This window comes from Streptomyces sp. NBC_00236 (assembly GCF_036195045.1).
In the GTDB taxonomy this organism is placed as follows: domain Bacteria; phylum Actinomycetota; class Actinomycetes; order Streptomycetales; family Streptomycetaceae; genus Streptomyces.
On record NZ_CP108100.1, the window covers coordinates 5,505,820 to 5,523,398 of the forward strand.

14 protein-coding genes are annotated in these 17,579 nt (G+C 69.2%); 9 read left to right on the forward strand and 5 right to left on the reverse strand.

Translation table 11 applies throughout. The annotated features are described in order from the left end of the window. Positions 1–258: 258 nt before the first annotated feature. Positions 259–1,239 carry an acetylxylan esterase gene (locus OG446_RS24965; RefSeq protein ID WP_328896131.1) on the forward strand — a complete coding sequence of 327 codons (981 nt, stop codon included), beginning with the start codon at positions 259–261 and terminating at the stop codon, positions 1,237–1,239. 14 nt (positions 1,240–1,253) lie between these two features. Continuing rightward, positions 1,254–1,460, forward strand: a complete 207-nt coding sequence (locus OG446_RS24970; protein ID WP_328896132.1) for a hypothetical protein — start codon at positions 1,254–1,256, stop codon at positions 1,458–1,460. Positions 1,461–1,481: 21 nt separating this feature from the next. Here the strand turns inward: OG446_RS24970 and OG446_RS24975 are convergent, their stop codons facing one another. Further along, positions 1,482–2,537, reverse strand: coding sequence for a LacI family DNA-binding transcriptional regulator (locus tag OG446_RS24975; RefSeq protein ID WP_328896133.1), 1,056 nt, complete (start codon positions 2,535–2,537; stop codon positions 1,482–1,484). 169 nt (positions 2,538–2,706) lie between these two features. Here OG446_RS24975 and OG446_RS24980 point away from each other — a divergent pair, with 169 nt between their 5' ends. After that, positions 2,707–3,165, forward strand: coding sequence for a MarR family winged helix-turn-helix transcriptional regulator (locus tag OG446_RS24980; RefSeq protein ID WP_328896134.1), 459 nt, complete (start codon positions 2,707–2,709; stop codon positions 3,163–3,165). A 100-nt stretch (positions 3,166–3,265) separates the two neighbouring features. Then, positions 3,266–3,817 (forward strand): isochorismatase family protein, encoded by a 552-nt coding sequence (locus OG446_RS24985; protein WP_328896135.1) that lies wholly within the window; start codon positions 3,266–3,268, stop codon positions 3,815–3,817. 9 nt (positions 3,818–3,826) lie between these two features. Here OG446_RS24985 and OG446_RS24990 read toward each other — a convergent pair whose 3' ends face one another. From OG446_RS24990 to OG446_RS25005, 4 genes are read right to left on the reverse strand one after another with little or no spacing between them, the layout of a single operon-like run. Then, positions 3,827–4,600 (reverse strand): succinate dehydrogenase/fumarate reductase iron-sulfur subunit, encoded by a 774-nt coding sequence (locus OG446_RS24990; RefSeq protein WP_328896136.1) that lies wholly within the window; start codon positions 4,598–4,600, stop codon positions 3,827–3,829. Continuing rightward, complete coding sequence (locus OG446_RS24995) at positions 4,597–6,507, reverse strand: fumarate reductase/succinate dehydrogenase flavoprotein subunit (RefSeq protein ID WP_328896137.1); 1,911 nt, start codon at positions 6,505–6,507, stop codon at positions 4,597–4,599. Before OG446_RS24995 ends, OG446_RS24990 begins: the two co-directional genes overlap by 4 nt. Next, on the reverse strand, positions 6,508–7,395 hold the full coding sequence (locus tag OG446_RS25000) for a hypothetical protein (protein WP_389257714.1): 888 nt from the start codon (positions 7,393–7,395) through the stop codon (positions 6,508–6,510). Positions 7,396–7,427: 32 nt separating this feature from the next. Continuing rightward, on the reverse strand, positions 7,428–7,676 hold the full coding sequence (locus OG446_RS25005) for a hypothetical protein (protein ID WP_328896138.1): 249 nt from the start codon (positions 7,674–7,676) through the stop codon (positions 7,428–7,430). A gap of 329 nt (positions 7,677–8,005) precedes the next feature. On the opposite strand from OG446_RS25005, the gene OG446_RS25010 reads away from it, so the two are divergent. The 5 genes from OG446_RS25010 (at position 8,006) to OG446_RS25030 (ending at position 17,575) form a co-directional block, all read left to right on the forward strand. After that, positions 8,006–10,381, forward strand: coding sequence for an ABC transporter family substrate-binding protein (locus tag OG446_RS25010; protein ID WP_328896139.1), 2,376 nt, complete (start codon positions 8,006–8,008; stop codon positions 10,379–10,381). A gap of 602 nt (positions 10,382–10,983) precedes the next feature. After that, positions 10,984–12,855, forward strand: coding sequence for a translational GTPase TypA (gene typA, locus OG446_RS25015; RefSeq protein WP_328896140.1), 1,872 nt, complete (start codon positions 10,984–10,986; stop codon positions 12,853–12,855). A 716-nt stretch (positions 12,856–13,571) separates the two neighbouring features. Next, positions 13,572–14,570, forward strand: a complete 999-nt coding sequence (locus OG446_RS25020) for an ABC transporter permease (RefSeq protein ID WP_443050283.1) — start codon at positions 13,572–13,574, stop codon at positions 14,568–14,570. Between the two features lie 108 nt (positions 14,571–14,678). After that, positions 14,679–16,481, forward strand: a complete 1,803-nt coding sequence (locus tag OG446_RS25025) for an ABC transporter substrate-binding protein (protein WP_328896142.1) — start codon at positions 14,679–14,681, stop codon at positions 16,479–16,481. Positions 16,482–16,597: 116 nt separating this feature from the next. After that, entirely contained in the window at positions 16,598–17,575 is a 978-nt protein-coding gene (locus OG446_RS25030) for an ABC transporter permease (protein WP_219570783.1), read from the forward strand. Positions 17,576–17,579 lie beyond the last annotated feature (4 nt).

The following is a 17,579-nucleotide window of genomic DNA, read 5'->3' on the forward strand; positions in this document are numbered from 1 at the left end:
ATCCGGATGTATGCGCTGCCTGTAAGCGCATACATCACTCTGCGGCAGAGATTCGGAAATCCGCAAGAGGGTGCTGGGTCACACTCGTGCAACGTCCTGGACATCTGAATGTTCAACTTGGAACGGTAAGCGTGCTGTTTGCGGAAAAGGTGGCGGTGTGACTGATTCCGCAGGGTTGGTACCAGTGCTGTCCAGGCCGAGGGGGCCGGGCCCGGGCAGCCCCAAGGCTGGAGCGGGGGCGGCGATATTGTCGCGATCATGACTTCGTACGTGCATGACTTCCCCTTCGATCCGGCCTACGGGCACACCCTCGACGAGCTCAGGGCCGTGCCGGCGCCGCCCGCTCCCGACGACTTCGCGGACTTCTGGCGGGCGCGGTACGACGCGGCCCGCCAGGTCGCCACGGACCCGGAGATAGGGCCGCTGGAGGACGAGCGCGACGGAGTGCGGATCCACGGTGTGACGTACACCTCGGTGGGCGGGGTGCGCCTGGGCGGCTGGCTGGCCCTGCCGGTGGAGGCGGAGCCGGTACGCCACGGGTTCGTCATCGGGCACGGGTACGGGGGGCGGGAGGCGCCCGGGCCCGACGTGCCGCTGCCGCTGCCCTCGTCCGCCGCGATCCTGCCCTGCGTACGGGGGATGGGTGCGCGTGGCCTCGTGCCGGGCATCCCGGACGTCTCGGCGCGGCATGTGCTGCACGGCATCGCGTCGCGCGACACCTACGTCATCGGCGACTGCGTGGCGGACCTGTGGTGCGCGGCCTCCGCGCTCGGGGAGCTGGTGCCGGAGCTCACCGGGGCGGGCCGGCTGGGCCTCCTCGGGGAGAGCTTCGGCGGCGGGCTCGGGGCGCTGGCCCTGCCGTGGGACGACCGGTTCGGTGCGGCGCAGCTGACGGTGCCCACGTTCGGGAACCACCCGCTGCGGCTCACGCTGGAGTGCGCGGGCAGCGGGGAGTCCGTGCGCGGGTATCACCGCGAACACCCCGAGGTGGTGGAAACGCTGCGCTACTTCGACGCCGCGACGGCTGCGGGGTTCGTGGAGCGGCCCACGCTGGTGGCCGCGGCGCTGTTCGACCCGTCCGTGCCGCCGCCGGGCCAGTTCGCCGTGCACAACGCGCTGGCGGGGGAGCGGGAACTGCTGGTGCTGCCGGCGGGGCACTTCACGTACGACGGGCTGGAGCGGGACGTGGCAGGGCTGGTGGCGGCGCGGAGCGCCTTCTTCGGGAAGTGGCTGGGCTAAGGGATGGGGCATGGGTGCCGGCCACCTGGAAGGCCGTCGACGCGGAGGTCAAGCGGCTGACGGCGATCGCGGCACGGACCGCGGGCTCCTACGGGGCGAACTGCGAGCAGGTGGGCGCCGCCTGGGGGATCACCCGCCAGGGTGCCCGCAAGAAGTGGCCCGAGGCCGTCGGCAGGCCCGCCCCCGCGGAAGCGGGCGGCGGCGCCGACGGCCGGGACTGAAGGAGCCGGGCCGCCCGCCGGTCAGCCGCAGCCACAGCTGGTCCGGCGGATCACGGACACCGGGAGGGTGAGCGACACCGGCTCGCGGCCGGTGTCGCTCAGGCGCTGGACCAGCAACTCGACCGCCTGCTCGCCCAGCCGGCGGATCGGCTGGCGCACCGTCGTCAGCGGCGGCTGCACGATCCGGCCGAGCGGAATCCCGTCGAAGCCGGTCACCGCCATGTCCTGGGGCACCCGCACGCCGCGCCGGGCCAGGGCGCGCAGGGCGCCCACCGCCATCTGGTCGTTGGCGAACAGCATCGCCTCGGGCCTTTCCCCGCCCCGGTCCAGCAGCGTCTCGGCCGCCAGCGCGCCCTCGGCCTGCTTCATCATCGTCGTCCGCAGGGCCGGCTCGTCCGGCACCGGCAGCCCGGCGTCCCGGCACGCGTCCTGGAAGCCGCGGAACCGGGCCTCCGCGTCCGGTGAGTCGGTGTCGCCCCCGACGAAGACCAGCCGGCGCAGGCCGTGGTCCTCGATCAGGTGGCGGGTCAGCTCACGTTCGCCGTCGGCGTTGGCGACGACGATGTGGTCGAGGTGGTCGATCTCGCGAGGTCCGGCGAGCATCACCACCGGCAGCCGGCGCGATATCACTTCGAGGTCCTCGGTCGGCACGGTCTGCGCCAGGACGGCGAAGCCGTCGACCCGCCCCGCGACCTTCGCGACCAGGCTCTCCGGGCCGCCCTCCAGTGACGCGGCGATCAGCAGCGCGTACCCGTGCCGCCGGGCCGCGCGCTCCATGCCGCGGATGATCTGGTCGGAGTAGAGCATCACCGCGTCGTCGGCGTCGCTGTCCGCCTCGGCGTCGGCCTCGGCGTCCGGGTCGGCGTAGTCGGGGAAGCACAGGCCGAGCACTCCGGTGGTGCGGCTCGCCAGTCCTCGTGCGTTGCCGCTCGGTACGTAACCGAGCTCGCGCGCCGCATCGAGGACCCGCTCACGGGTCTGGGCGCGCACGGATTCCGGGGTGCGGTAGACCCGCGAAACCGTGGCGATGGAGACGCCCGACCGCTCCGCGACGTCGTACACCGTTGGGGCGCTCACTCGACCGACCGTCCGCTTCTTCTCTGCGCTGACGCGTGCCGACAGAGGTGTCGGCGTACGCGTTCTGAAAGCGCATTCACCCTAGATCGCGGGCCGGAAACGGGCAAGGCCATCCAGGAATGAACAGGCAACCTTGCAAGATGCCCTGTGCATCTTTTACGTTGAGGGCATGAGGCAACCGTCGTCCGGAACCACGCCCGCCGACCCGACCGCTGAGGAGGTGGCGCAGCAGCTCGCCTCCGTCGTGGGCAGGCTGCTGCGACGGCTGCGTTCCTCGTCGTCGGAGAGTCTGCTCACCCCGACCCAGCGCTCGGTGCTGGCCCGGCTGGAGGACGCGGGCCCGGCCACCACGGCCGATCTGGCCCGCGCCGAGTTCGTACGCCCCCAGTCCATGCGGCTGACCCTGGGCGCCCTGGAGGAGCAGGGGCTCATCGAGCGGGCGCCCGATCCGGCCGACGGCCGCAAGTCGGTCGTGTCGGTGACGGACCCCGGCCGCACCACCCTCGCCGAGGTACGGGCAGCCAAGCGCAACTGGCTCGCCGAGGCCGTCGCCGCCGAACTCGACGGGGCCGAGCGGCGCACCGTCGCCGAGGCCGCGACCCTCATCGAGCGCCTGGTCGGTTCCTGACCGGGCGCGACGATCGCGGGTGCGGCTCCCCGGCCGCCGGCGCCCGCCCCCCCGTACCACCGTCCCCTCTCCCGAGCACCACCCGGCAAGGAGCACCACCATGAGCGCCACCACCCTCGACCCGAAGACCGCGTTGATCGTCGTCGACCTCCAGAAGGGCATCGTCGGCCTGCCGACCGCCCACCCCGCCGCCGAGGTGGTCGCCCGCGCCGCGACCCTTGCCGACGCCTTCCGCGCCAAGGGCCTCCCGGTCGTCCTGGTCCGCGTCACCGGCGGAGCCCCCGGCCGTACGGAGGGCCCCGCACGGTCCGGGCAGCCGGCCGCCGACTGGGCCGAGATCGTGCCCGAACTCGGCCCGGCCAAGGGCGACATCGTCGTCACCAAGCAGCAGTGGGGCGCCTTCTACGGCACCGACCTCGACCTGCAGCTGCGCCGCCGCGGCGTCACCCAGGTCGTGGTGGCCGGCATCGCGACCAGCATCGGCGTCGAGTCCACCGCCCGCTCGGCGCACGAGCACGGCTACCACGTCACCGTCGCCACGGACGCGGTGACCGACATGAGCGCCGAGGCCCACGACAACAGCGTCGAGCGGATCTTCCCCCGCCTCGGCGAGACGGACACCACCGACGCGATCGTCAAGCTGCTCGGCTGACGGTCCGCCTCACGTCGCGTCCCGCCGCCGGATCTTGTTCCCCAGCCACACCAGCGGGTCGTACTTGTGGTCCACGGCCCGCTCCTTCAGCGGGATCAGCGCGTTGTCGGTGATCTTGATGTGCTCGGGGCACACCTCCGTACAGCACTTCGTGATGTTGCAGAGCCCGAGTCCGTGCTCCTCCTGCGCCGTCGCCTTCCGGTCGAGTCCGGACTCGGCGGCGGCGTCCAGCGGATGCATGTCCAGCTCGGCGACCCGCATCAGGAAGCGCGGCCCGGCGAAGGCCGTCTTGTTCTCCTCGTGGTCGCGCACCACATGGCAGGTGTCCTGGCACAGGAAGCACTCGATGCACTTGCGGAACTCCTGCGAGCGGTCCACATCGACCTGCTGCATCCGGTACTCGCCCGGCTTCACGCCCTCCGGGGGGACGAAGGCGGGGATCTCGCGCGCCTTGGTGTAGTTGAACGACACGTCCGTCACCAGGTCGCGCACCACCGGGAAGGCCCGCAGCGGGGTGACCGTGATCGTCTCCTCGCGGCCGAAGACGGACATCCGCGTCATGCACAGCAGCCGCGGCCGTCCGTTGATCTCCGCGCTGCACGAACCGCACTTGCCCGCCTTGCAGTTCCACCGCACCGCCAGATCGCCCGCCTGGGTGGCCTGGATGCGGTGGATGATGTCGAGGACGACCTCGCCGTCGTTGACCTCGACCTCGAAGTCCTCCAGGCCGCCGCCTTCGGTGTCCCCGCGCCACACCCTGAACCGTGCGTCGTAGCTGCTCACTCTTCGAGCTCCTCATCGGCGAGGTACTTGACCAGCTCCTCCTTCTCGAAGAGGGAGAGCAGATCCGGACGGATGGGTTCGGTCACCTTGCGTACGAGATCGATCCGGCCGCTCGCGGGGCCCTGCTCGTCCGCCGGCCGGCACAGGAGGTTGACCGGGCGCCAGGACCGTTCCATCGTCGGGCAGTCCTCGCGGGTGTGGCCGCCGCGGCTCTCGGTGCGCTCCAGGGCCGCCCGCGCGATGCACTCGCTGACCAGCAGCATGTTGCGCAGGTCCAGGGAGAGGTGCCAGCCGGGGTTGAACTGCCGGTGCCCCTCGACGCCGGCCCGCTCGGCCCGCTCGCGCAGTCCGGCCAGCCTCTCCAGGGCCTGTTCCATCTCGGGGGCCCGCCGGATGATGCCGACCAGGTCGTTCATCGTCTGCTGCAGTTCCTGGTGCAGGGTGTACGGATTCTCCGTCGGCGCGCCCTCGGCGAGGTCCTCCGCGCTGAACGGACGCAGGGCCTCCGCGGCTGCGGCGTCGATCTGCGCCTCGTCGACGACCGGCGGGGCGTCGGCGGCCGCGGCGTGGCCGGCTGCGTGCAGCCCCGCCCGCCGGCCGAAGACCAGCAGGTCGGAGAGGGAGTTCCCGCCGAGCCGGTTGGAGCCGTGCATGCCGCCGGCGACCTCGCCCGCCGCGAACAGACCGGGCACGCCCAGGGCCGCGGTGGTGTCGGAGTCGACGGCTATGCCGCCCATCACGTAGTGGCAGGTCGGGCCGACCTCCATCGCCTCGGCCGTGATGTCGACGTCCGCCAGCTCCTTGAACTGGTGGTACATCGACGGCAGCCGGCGCCGGATCCGTTCCGCGGGCATTCGGGTCGACACGTCCAGGAACACCCCGCCGTGCGGCGAGCCGCGGCCCGCCTTCACCTCCGAGTTGATGGCGCGGGCGACCTCGTCGCGCGGCAGCAGCTCGGGCGGGCGGCGGTTGTGGTCCGGGTCCTCGTACCAGCGGTCGCCCTCCTCCTCCGACTGCGCGTACTTCTCCTTGAACACGTCGGGGACGTAGTCGAACATGAACCGCTTGCCCTCGGAGTTGCGCAGCACCCCGCCGTCCCCGCGCACCGACTCGGTGACGAGGATGCCCTTGACCGAGGGCGGCCAGACCATGCCGGTGGGGTGGAACTGCACGAACTCCATGTTCAGCAGGGGAGCGCCGGCCAGCAGAGCCAGCGCGTGGCCGTCGCCGGTGTACTCCCAGGAGTTCGACGTCACCTTGAAGGACTTGCCGATCCCGCCGGTGGCGAGGACGACCGCGGGCGCCTCCAGCACGAAGAAGCGGCCGGTCTCGCGCTCGTAGCAGAAGGTGCCCGAGACCCTCTCCCCGTCCTTCAGGACGCGGGTCACGGTGCACTCCTGGAAGACCTTCAACCGCGCCTCGTGATCACCGAACTCGCGTTCGTCCTCCTGCTGGAGGGAGACGATCTTCTGCTGGAGGGTGCGGATCAGTTCGAGGCCGGTACGGTCCCCGACATGGGCCAGGCGCGGGTACTCGTGGCCGCCGAAGTTGCGCTGGGAGATCTTCCCCTCGGGGGTGCGGTCGAAGAGGGCGCCCCAGGTCTCCAGTTCCCACACCCGGTCGGGCGCCTCCTTGGCGTGCAGCTCCGCCATCCGCCACTGGTTGAGGAACTTTCCGCCGCGCATGGTGTCGCGGAAGTGCACCTGCCAGTTGTCGCCGGAGTTCACATTGCCCATGGAGGCGGCGATCCCGCCCTCCGCCATGACCGTGTGCGCCTTGCCGAAGAGCGATTTGCAGATGACGGCCGTACGGGCCCCGCGCTCCCGGGCCTCGATCGCGGCGCGCAGCCCGGCGCCTCCGGCACCGACCACGACGACGTCCCACTGCTGTCGTTCGAGCTCAGTCATTCAGAAAAACCTCGGATCGTCGAAGGCGCCGGAGGCGACCAGGTACACATAGAAGTCGCACGCCGCCACGCTGATCAGCGAGGCCCAGGCGAGCAGCATGTGACGGGCGTTGAGCCGGCCCACCCAGCCCCACAGCCGGTAGCGCACGGGGTGCTGGGAGAAGTGCCGCAGCCGGCCGCCGATGATGTGCCGGCAGGAGTGGCAGGACAGGGTGTACGCCCAGATCAGGGCGATGTTGACCAGGAAGATCAGTGAGCCGAGGCCCATGTGGCCCCAGGCGTAGTGCTCGTCGCGGAAGGTGAGCACGGTGTCGTACGTGAGGATCCCGGCGACCGGCACAGCCGCGTAGAAGAAGTAGCGGTGGATGTTCTGCATGATCAGCGGGAACCGGGTCTCGCCGCTGTACTTCCGGTGCGGCTCGGCGACCGCGCAGGCCGGGGGCGAGGCCCAGAAGCCCCGGTAGTAGGCCTTGCGGTAGTAGTAGCAGGTCAGCCGGAAGCCGAGCGGGAAGATCAGGATCAGCAGGGCGGGGGACAGCCCCCACCAGCTGCCGAGGATCTCCCAGTTCGGGCCGCCCCGCATGGGGGCGCAGTTGTCCGCCAGACAGGGCGAGTAGAACGGCGAGACGTAGGGCGCGGCGTAGTAGTCCGCGTTCGCGAACGCCCGCCAGGTCGAGTAGACGATGAAGGCGAGCAGCCCGCCCGCCGTCACCGCGGGCGCCAGCCACCAGCGGTCGGTCCGCAGATGCCGGGCGGCGATGGCGGCCCGCGTGGGGTGGTGCACGCCCGTCGTCCGGGCGGCGGCACTGCCCGGCGGGCGGGGTCCCGTGCCCGGGGAGCTGCCCGGGTCCTTGCCTGAATCCGTTCCTGTTTCCGTACCGGTGGCCAAGGAACTCTCCTAGGAGGTGTCAGACGCGCCGGCTAGGGGGCGTGCCTGCCGGGGACGCCCAGACCCTCGTCGTCCGAGTCCGTCCACAGGGTGGTGTCGTACGGCGCCTCGGTGATCGTGATGACGCCGTCGACGGGTGCGGCGTGGCCGGCGCGGCCGAGCGGGTCCGGAGCGGTGGCCGCCTCGCGCAGCTGCGCAAGGCTCCGCTCCAGCCGTCCGACGGTGCGGACCAGGTCGTCGAGACAGTGCTGAACTGCCGTCAATTCGTCCTGCAGTGACATGACTTGATCTCACTTCCGCAGTCGCGGGTGGCCATGCTCATGCGCATGCGAGTGTCGCGCGTCACACCCCCGTTGGGAAGAGAGCGGGCGCCCCTGTCTTGCGGTGCGGGGTGGGGCGGCGTCGTCGGGGCCGGAATTCCGGACGGTTCCGGCACTCCGCCGCACGGGTGAGGTTCGGGGCCGCTGCGCCGTGTCTGCGCGCTCTCCCGCGCGTGGGCGCTTTCAGTGGACGGGCGGAACCAGTGTGATCAACTGCAAATGCCACCAAACACGCAGAATCCGGCCCATACGGGTAACGGTGGGCCGGGCCGTCCCCGGAGGTATCAGTCATGTCCCACGTCGGCGTCCCGCGCGGGACATCCCGAAAGCGCCGCTCGCTCGCCCTGCTCACCACGGGAGTGCTGACCCTCCCCGTACTGGCCGGCTGCAGCTCGGGCGGCGACGAGGCCACCAGCGCCGTCATCACTCCGCAGGACATCGCGTCCGCGGCCCGCGCCCAGGTGGCGGAGGGCGGCACGGTCAACTGGGCCATCGACGCGATGCCCGCCACCCTCAACGCCTTCCAGGCCGACGCCGACAGCGCCACCACCCGGATCACCGGCGCCCTGCTGCCGACCCTCTTCCCGCTGGACGCCAAGGGCCGGCCTCAGCTGAATCCGGACTACCTGGAATCCGCGAAGGTCGTCGAGACCGAGCCCAAGCAGGTCGTGCTCTACCGGCTGAACCAGCAAGCGGTCTGGAGCGACGGCCGGGAGATCGGCGCACCGGACTTCGTCGCCCAGTGGCGCGCGCTGAGCGGCAAGGACTCCGCCTTCTGGACGGCCCGCAACGCCGGGTACGAACGCATCGACAAGATCGAGCGCGGTGCCGACGACCTCGAGGTCAAGGTCACCTTCGCCAAGCCGTACGCGGACTGGCGCTCCCTCTTCTCCCCGCTCTACCCGAAGCAGGTGACGGGCTCCCCGGACGCGTTCAACGACGGTGCGCGTTCCACGCTCAAGGCGACCGCGGGACCGTTCCGGCTGCGCGAGGTGGACAAGGAGACGGGTTCCGTCACGCTGGCCCGCAACCCGCGCTGGTGGGGCAGCCCTGCCAAGCTCGACTCGCTGGTCTTCAAGGCGGTGAAGCCGCAGGACCGCACGGAGGCGCTGACCGAGGGGAAGGTCGACGTCGCCGACATCGACGCGGCGGCCGCCAACCGCATCGTCCAGGCCTCCCGGGACGCCGGCGGCAACGGCGCACCGCCCGCCCACGGCCCCGGCTCCGAGGTCACCCCGGCCCAGGCGCTGCGGTCCTGGGCGCTGGCCCACGGCTCCGACGAGGAGGTGGCCGAGGAGGCGCAGGAGGCCCGGGACGAGAAGGCCAGGGCCGCGAAGGCGTACGCGGCCGAGCAGAGCGACCTGCGCGGCTACGTGGTCCGCAAGTCCCTGGAGCCCGCCTACACCCAGCTCGCGCTGAACGGTGAGAGCGGGCCGCTCGCCGACGACCGGGTACGCCGGGCGGTGGCCCGTGCCCTGGACCGCCAGGAGCTCGCCGACACCGTGCTCAAACCGCTCGGCCTGCCCGCCGAGCCCCTCGGCAGCCACCTGGCCCTCGCCGGGCAGCCCGCGTACAAGGACGGCAGTGACGCGCTCGGCAGCCAGGACGCCAAGGAGGCGCAGGCGCTGCTGGCCGACGCCGGGTGGACGCGCGAGGGCGCCCTCAAGAAGACGGACGGGACCAAGGCGGGCAGCGAGGGCGAGAAGCAGAAGGACGCCGGGAAGAAGGAGGAGGAGAAGGCCGCAGAGAAGGAGGAGGAGAAGGCCGAGAAGTCGGACGGCGCGAAGGACGACGGCAAGACCGACGACGCCGCCCGGCGCGAGCCCTCCGAGGACGACGGCCTGTACATCGTCGGCGACGACAACAAGCCCGGCGAGGCCGGGGGCGTCGCCACCCACGTCATCGCCCCCGCCCCCGCCGCCGCCGTCCAGAGCGCCGCCCTGCTTCGCCAGGCCGGGCACCTGGGCGAGACGGGGACCTCCGAGGACGCCCCCGCCCGGATCACCGCCCAGGACCGGCAGCCCGGCGGAGCGGCCGGTGCCTACGCCCCGGTCGGCACGGCGGCTCCCGTCCAGGCCCCCGACACCGCCCGCGGCCCGCTCGGTAAGAACGGCAAGGCGCTGTCGCTGCGGTTCGTCCTGCCGTCGGGTCCCGGCTCCGAGTCCCTGCGCAGCGTCGGTGACAAGATCGCGGCGATGCTGGACACCATCGGGATCCGTACCGAGATCACCAAGGTCTCCGACGACAGCTACTTCCGGGACCACGTCGCCTCCGGTGACTACGACCTGGCCCTGTACTCCTGGCCCGCCACCGCCTACCCGGCCACGGACAACCGCCCGATCTTCGCGAAGCCGGTGCCCGCCACCGACGGCTCGCTGCTCGTCGAGCAGAACTACTCCCGCGTCGGCACGGACCACATCGACCAGCTCTTCGACGAGGCGGTCTCGGAGCTCGACGAGAAGACGTCCCGGGATCTGATGAAGCAGGCGGACGCCCGGATCTGGGCCGCCGCAGGATCGATTCCCCTCTACCAGCGCCCGCAGCTGGTCGCCACGGACAAGAAGCTCGTGAACGTCGGCGCCTTCGGCTTCGGGGTGCCGCACTACCAGGACATCGGTTTCAAGAAGCCGCAGTCCGCCGGAGCCCCGGCCAACAAGACGAAGTAGGAGGGACCGGCGGTCGGGGCTGCACGCACCCGGCCCCGCTCCATCTTCCGCCCCCCGGCCGCCGGTCCCTCCAGACCGGCCAACACGACGAAGCAGCAGGTCAGCGCCGGACCCAAAGCTCAGAACTGGCTCAATTCCCTTGCCCGCCGGCCTGCCGGCGGGCAAGGCTGTGCGTACCTGTTGACCCGGGTGACCCGACCACTCCACCGCCGGCCGAAGGGCCCCAACCCGAAGACCGCGCCGTGGAGGCCCGCTCCGAGCCCCCCGCCGAGGAGCCGCAGCTCCGGAGCCCCACCTCCCGAGCTGTTCCGGCCCCGCGTCCGCGTCGTCCGCCCGGGGGATCGTGTTCATGACCACCGGTGAATTCCGGCGGAAGACCTGATCACGGTGGCGGAAACACCAAGCGGACGCGGGCCCACCGCTTCACTCCGGACGAGGCGCGTCCGCCGTCTCATGGCCGGTAAGACTTGCCCGGGAAGCCGGAGGCGCGCCCGCCCCGTACCATGGGGAGTAGCCGTGGCGCGTCCGCCCGGCGGGCGTACGAGGACTCAAGACCGACTAAGACGCCTGAATCCCCGATCCGAGAGAAGCGCAAGCCACCCATGCCCACGCGCCACGACATCCGTAACGTAGCCATCGTCGCCCACGTCGACCACGGCAAGACCACGCTGGTCGACGCCATGCTCAAGCAGGCCGGCGCCTTTGCCGCGCACGCCGCCGAGAACCTCGACGAACGCATGATGGACTCGAACGACCTGGAGCGTGAGAAGGGCATCACGATCCTGGCCAAGAACACGGCCGTGAAGTACCACCCCAAGGATGGCGGCGACGTCATCACGATCAACATCATCGACACCCCCGGCCACGCCGACTTCGGCGGTGAGGTCGAGCGAGGCCTGTCGATGGTGGACGCGGTCGTGCTGCTGGTCGACGCCTCCGAGGGCCCGCTTCCGCAGACCCGGTTCGTGCTCCGCAAGGCGCTGACGGCCAAGCTGCCGGTCATCCTCTGCATCAACAAGACGGACCGGCCGGACTCCCGGATCGCCGAGGTCATCGACGAGACGTACGACCTCTTCCTGGACCTGGACGCCGACGAGGACCAGATCGAGTTCCCGATCGTCTACGCCTGTGCCCGTGACGGCGTCGCCTCGCTGACCAAGCCGGAGGACGGCACCGTCCCGCCGGACAGCGACAGCCTGGAGCCGTTCTTCAGCACGATCCTCTCCGCGGTCCCGGCCCCGGAGTACGACGAGGACGCCCCGCTCCAGGCGCACGTCACCAACCTGGACGCCGACAACTTCCTCGGCCGTATCGCGCTGTGCCGCGTCGAGCAGGGTGAGCTGCGCAAGGGCCAGACGGTCACCTGGATCAAGCGTGACGGCACGCAGTCCAACGTCCGCATCACCGAGCTGCTGATGACCGAGGCGCTCACCCGCAAGCCCGCCGAGAAGGCGGGCCCGGGCGACATCTGCGCGATCGCCGGTATCCCGGACATCATGATCGGCGAGACCCTGGCCGACACCGAGAACCCGATCGCCCTGCCGCTCATCACGGTCGACGAGCCGGCCATCTCGATGACCATCGGTGCGAACACCTCGCCGCTCGTCGGCAAGGGCGGCAAGGGCCACAAGGTCACCGCCCGCCAGATCAAGGACCGTCTGGACCGCGAGCTCGTCGGTAACGTCTCGCTCCGCGTCCTGGACACCGAGCGCCCCGACGCCTGGGAGGTCCAGGGCCGTGGTGAGCTCGCGCTGGCGATCCTCATCGAGACCATGCGCCGGGAGGGCTTCGAGCTCACCGTCGGCAAGCCGCAGGTGGTCACCAAGCAGATCGACGGCAAGACCCACGAGCCGATCGAGCGCATGACGATCGACTCGCCGGAGGAGCACCTCGGCGCCATCACCCAGCTCATGGCGACCCGCAAGGGCCGCATGGAGACCATGACGAACCACGGTTCGGGCTGGGTCCGCATGGAGTGGATCGTCCCGTCCCGCGGCCTCATCGGCTTCCGTACGGAGTTCCTGACCCAGACCCGTGGCACGGGCATCGCGCACTCCCTGTTCGAGGGCCACGAGCCGTGGTTCGGCGAGCTGCGCACCCGTCACAACGGCTCGCTGGTCGCGGACCGCGCGGGCGTCGTGACGCCGTTCGCGATGGTCAACCTCCAGGAGCGGGGTGTCATCTTCACGGAGGCCACCACCGAGGTCTACGAGGGCATGATCATCGGTGAGAACTCGCGCGCCGACGACATGGACGTGAACATCACCAAGGAGAAGAAGCTCACCAACATGCGTGCGGCTTCCGCGGACACGACGGAGAACGTCGTGCCCGCCCGCAAGCTCTCGCTCGAGCAGTCGCTGGAGTTCTGCCGCGACGACGAGTGCATCGAGGTCACCCCGGAGACCGTGCGTATCCGCAAGGTCGTCCTGGACCAGAAGGAGCGCGGCCGCTCCGCGTCGCGCGCCAAGCGCTGATCGTACGAGGAAGGCCCGGTTCCGCGACTGTCGCGGAACCGGGCCTTCCCCGTGTGCGGCTCCCGCCGTACACAGCGCCGTCGGGGCGCTCTTGAGGCCCGCCGACGGGGCCCGAGGCCCGGGTCGGTGAATCCGGCCGGGAATGACCCGAAACGCGCCCTGCGGGTACCTCTGGGCCCTCGTCGTCGACGGCCGAGGAGAAGCGGGAGAACCTCGCGCCCGGCAACTCCGTTCCCGCGTCCCGCGACGGCGCCGAACGCGTGCCGCGCGACCGTTCTGCGCAACCTGTTTTCTTTCGTCAGACGTCCGGATATCGGGCGCTGTTCACCGGACCACGTGTTAACAGTCCGTTTCGGGTGTGTCTGTCTAGGATCCCTTTGTCCGAATTTCGGCCATTCAAGGCTTCCCTATGTTGTCAAACCGAGACCCTTTAAGTGTGGTTTACAGCCCGGTTGTGCTCAATAGTTGGCTCAGTTGAGCTCGGGTCAATGAGGCGCGCACTGGCAGGGTGCCGACTCACGAGCACGCCGGGTGTACCGATCAGGCACGTCAGAGATGACGGCGGACGTCGGTGTCTCGCCTGCGGTGAACAAGTGGACTCTTGAGGAGGAACCCATGCGTGGTGCCATAAGCGCCAACTGGGTCGTGTGCGCGACGCTGATCCCTATGGGGGTCGACCGACCGTGACAAGTCCTGTGCAGATTGATGACGCCGAGGTGTCAGCCCTCCCGGCGTCCGGGAGCGAGTCGGAGTCCGGTGGACCGGAGGCCAAGCAGGCCGCGGGCCTTTCTCCCGGGCAGCTGATGTGGCGTCGATTCAAGAGGGACCGCACCGGAGTCATATCCGCGTGCATCGTCATCTTCTTCTTCGCGGTGGCGATTCTCGCGCCCGTGATCTCGATGCTCTACGGCAAGGATGCCTACACCCTCTACGGGCAGGACAACCTCGACCTCCTCGACGAGTTCAACATGCCGACGGGCGGGGCGGGCGGCATCTCGGCCGACCACTGGTTCGGCATCGAGCCGAACCTCGGCCGCGATGTGTTCATGCAGCTCGTCTACGGCATGCGCACCTCGATCTACACCGCCCTCGCAGCCACCGTCCTGATGGTGCTGATCGGCGTGTTCATGGGTCTGGTGGGCGGCTACTTCGGCGGCAAGATCGACTACTGGGTCGGCCGGCTGACGGACTTTCTGCTGGGCTTCCCCAGCCAGCTGTTCTTCATCGCCTCCATGCCGGTCGTCGTCGCCGCGTTCGTCCGCCCCGACGAGGAGACCCCCACCACTCTGCGGGCCATCGCGATCATCATCGTGCTGTCGTTCCTCGGCTGGATGGGCCTCTCCCGTCTGATCCGTGCGGAAACGCTGACCCTGCGCGAGCGGGAGTTCATCGAGGCCGCCAGGATCTCGGGCGCATCGCCCGCGCGGATCATCCGCAAGGAACTGATGCCCAACATCATCACGCCTGTCCTCGTGCAGGCCACGCTGCTGCTGCCGTCCACGATTCTCTCCGTGGCGTTCCTCTCCTTCGTGGGTGTCGGCTTCGTCGAACCCACCCCGGACTGGGGACGGATGTTCGCCATCGGCGCGGACATCTACGAGCAGGACCCGGTCTACATGCTGTTCCCGGGTGTCGCCATGGTCGTCTTCGTGGTGGCGTTCAACCTCCTCGGCGACTCCGTCCGAGACGCGTTCGACCCCAAGTCCGGACGCTGAAGCTTCCGTCCCCCCGCGGATGGGGTAGCTGTCACCCGGACGCCGGCCAGGGCCGGATGCGCCAGGCAGCTCAGTTGGATCACTACTGACAGATAGGTACTCATCGTCATGAGCATCTTTGGTACGCGCCAGATGCGCGCCGCGGTCATCGCGGTGGCAGCCGGTTCGTTGGTGCTGACCGCATGCGGCGGCAGCGACAACGACAACAACAGCAAGGCCAAGACGAAGACGCAGGAAGACGCTGCCAAGCAGTCCTCCGCCGTCATCATGGGTGACGCGAAGGCGTCCACCGGTCCTGCGGCCGAGGTGCCCGGCGCCAAGCCCGGCGGCACCATGACGGTCTACCAGGAGGCGGACTTCTCGCACCTGGACCCGGGCCAGAGCTACGTCAGCGACGCCAAGCAGCTGGACCGGCTGCTCCAGCGCGGTCTGACGCAGTACCAGGAGGACGACAACGGCCAGCTCACCGTGGTCGGTGACCTCGCCACCGACTCCGGCAAGGTGACCGACGGCGGTAAGACCTGGACTTACACGCTCAAGGACAACCTCAAGGACGAGAACGGCAACGTGATCGACTCGTCCGACATCCGTCACACGATCGAGCGCCTGTACGCGTCGTTCATCACCGACGGCCCGATCTACATCCAGAACTGGCTGTCCGGCTCGGGCACCACGTACCGCAAGGCTCTGCCGGACGGTCCGTACAAGGGCAAGCACCTGCCGGACTCGGTCCTGGCGACCCCGGACGCGAAGACCGTCGTCTTCAAGTTCAAGGACGCGCAGCCCGACCTCGGTCAGGCGCTGGCGATGCCCGGCTACTCCGTGGTGCCGAAGGAGACGGACACCAAGGAGAAGTACGACACGGACCCGGTCGCGACCGGCCCGTACAAGATCGCCGAGTTCAAGCCCGGCAAGTCGATGAAGCTCGTCAAGAACACGAACTGGGACCCGGCGACCGACTCGGTCCGTCACCAGTACGTCGACGGCTTCAACATCGAGTACAACCACGACGACGACGACCAGACCAAGACCCTCCTGGCCGACCGTGGCGAGGCCAAGAACGCCGTGATGTTCACGGGTCAGGTCGCCACCAACCAGGTGAGCAAGGTCGTGGGCGACGCCGCCGCGATGAAGCGCACGATCCAGGGCTACGCCCCGTACGTGTGGCAGCTCAACTTCAACCTCGACCGCATGACGGACAAGAAGGTCCGTGACGCGATCACCTACGCGATGCCGAACGCGCAGCTCTACAAGCTCGACGGTGGCGCCTACGGCGGTGAGACCGCGACCGGTCTGATGGCCCCGACGGTTCCGGGCTACGAGAAGGGTTACGACCCCTTCGGCAAGCTCAAGAAGCCCAACGGTGACGTCGCCAAGGCCAAGGAGCTCATCAAGGAAGCCGGCGCCGAGGGCAAGAAGGTCATCTACGCCTACGGCAACACCCCGGTCCGCCAGCAGCAGGCCGTCCTGATCTCCAAGCGCCTTGAGGAGATCGGTCTCAAGGTCGTCAAGAAGGAGATCGACTCCGCCACCTGGTACGAGCAGGTCGGCAAGGTCAAGAACGGTCTCGACCTGTACATGACCGGTTGGGGCCAGGACTGGCCGGCGGCTTCCACCGTCATCCCGCCGTCCTACGACGGTACCCAGCTGCAGGACGGTTCCTCCGTCTACTCGCACATCAACGACCCCAAGGTCAACGCCGAGATCGCTCGCATCATGAAGATCACGGACCCGGCCGAGGCCCAGAAGGCCTGGACCGCGCTGCACCACGACATCGTGGAGCGCATCAACCCGGCTGCCCCGATCTACTTCACCAAGGTGTTCCAGATCTTCGGCTCCAACGTCGGTGGTCTGCGGTACTCCAGTGACGCCAGCTACGTCGACGTCACGCGTCTGTTCCTGAAGAAGTAGCAACCCGCACAGGCCGATCCCGGGGGTGCGCACACGGCGGAGCGCGCACCCCCGGGACCTCAGGCCCTCTCCTGATGTCCCCCTCATTGCCGCCGTCCTGAGAGCAGCGACCAGCCATGCTTCGATTCCTCACTCGCCGGACGCTCGGCGCAGTCCTGACACTTTTCCTGATCAGTGCCGTCACGTACTTCATGTTCTTCGCCATCCCGCAGGACCCCGCACTGCTCGCATGTGGAAAGAACTGCACCCCGGACGCCCTGAAGGTCATTCACACGAACCTCGGCCTGGACCAGCCCGTGGCGGTCCAGTTCTGGCACTACATGGTCGGCATCTTCGCCGGTCGCGACCTTCCCGTGGGTGAGTGCGCGGCCCCTTGCTTCGGTATCTCCTTCGACAGCGGGCAGCCGGTGTGGGACACGATCATCGACCGTCTCCCGCTGACGCTCTCCCTCTCCGCCGGCGGACTCGTCGTCTTCCTCGTGGTGGGTCTGGGTCTGGGCATGCTCGCTGCCTGGAAGAAGGGCACGAAGGTCGACAAGACGGTCAGCTCGGCCTCGCTCGTGCTGAGCTCCCTGCAGATCTACTTCCTCGGCCCGGTCGTCCTCGGGATCTTCGTCTACAGCACGGGTTGGCTGGACAAGCCCAAGTACGTGCCGCTGACGGAGAGTTTCAGTGGCTGGTTCATGGGTCTGCTGATCCCGTGGCTCGTCATGTCGGTCATCTTCACGGCTCAGTACACGCGTATGTCGCGCTCGTCGATGATCGAGCAGTTGCAGGAAGAGCACGTCAAGGCGGCCCGCGCGAAGGGCATGACGAGTCGTTTCGTCTTCTTCCGCTACGCCTGGCGCGGTTCGCTCATCCCGATCGTCACCATCATCGGTATGGACATGGGTGCGCTCTTCGGTGGCGCCATGGTCACCGAACTCACCTTCGGTCTGGCCGGAGTCGGCCGCCTCGCCCGCGACTCCGTGGTCCTCAAGGACCTCCCGCTGACCATGGGCGTGCTGATCTTCAGCGCCGCCTTCATCCTGTTGTTCAACGTCATCGTGGACGCCGCGTACGCGTTCATCGATCCGCGCGTGCGTCTGTCCTAGGAGT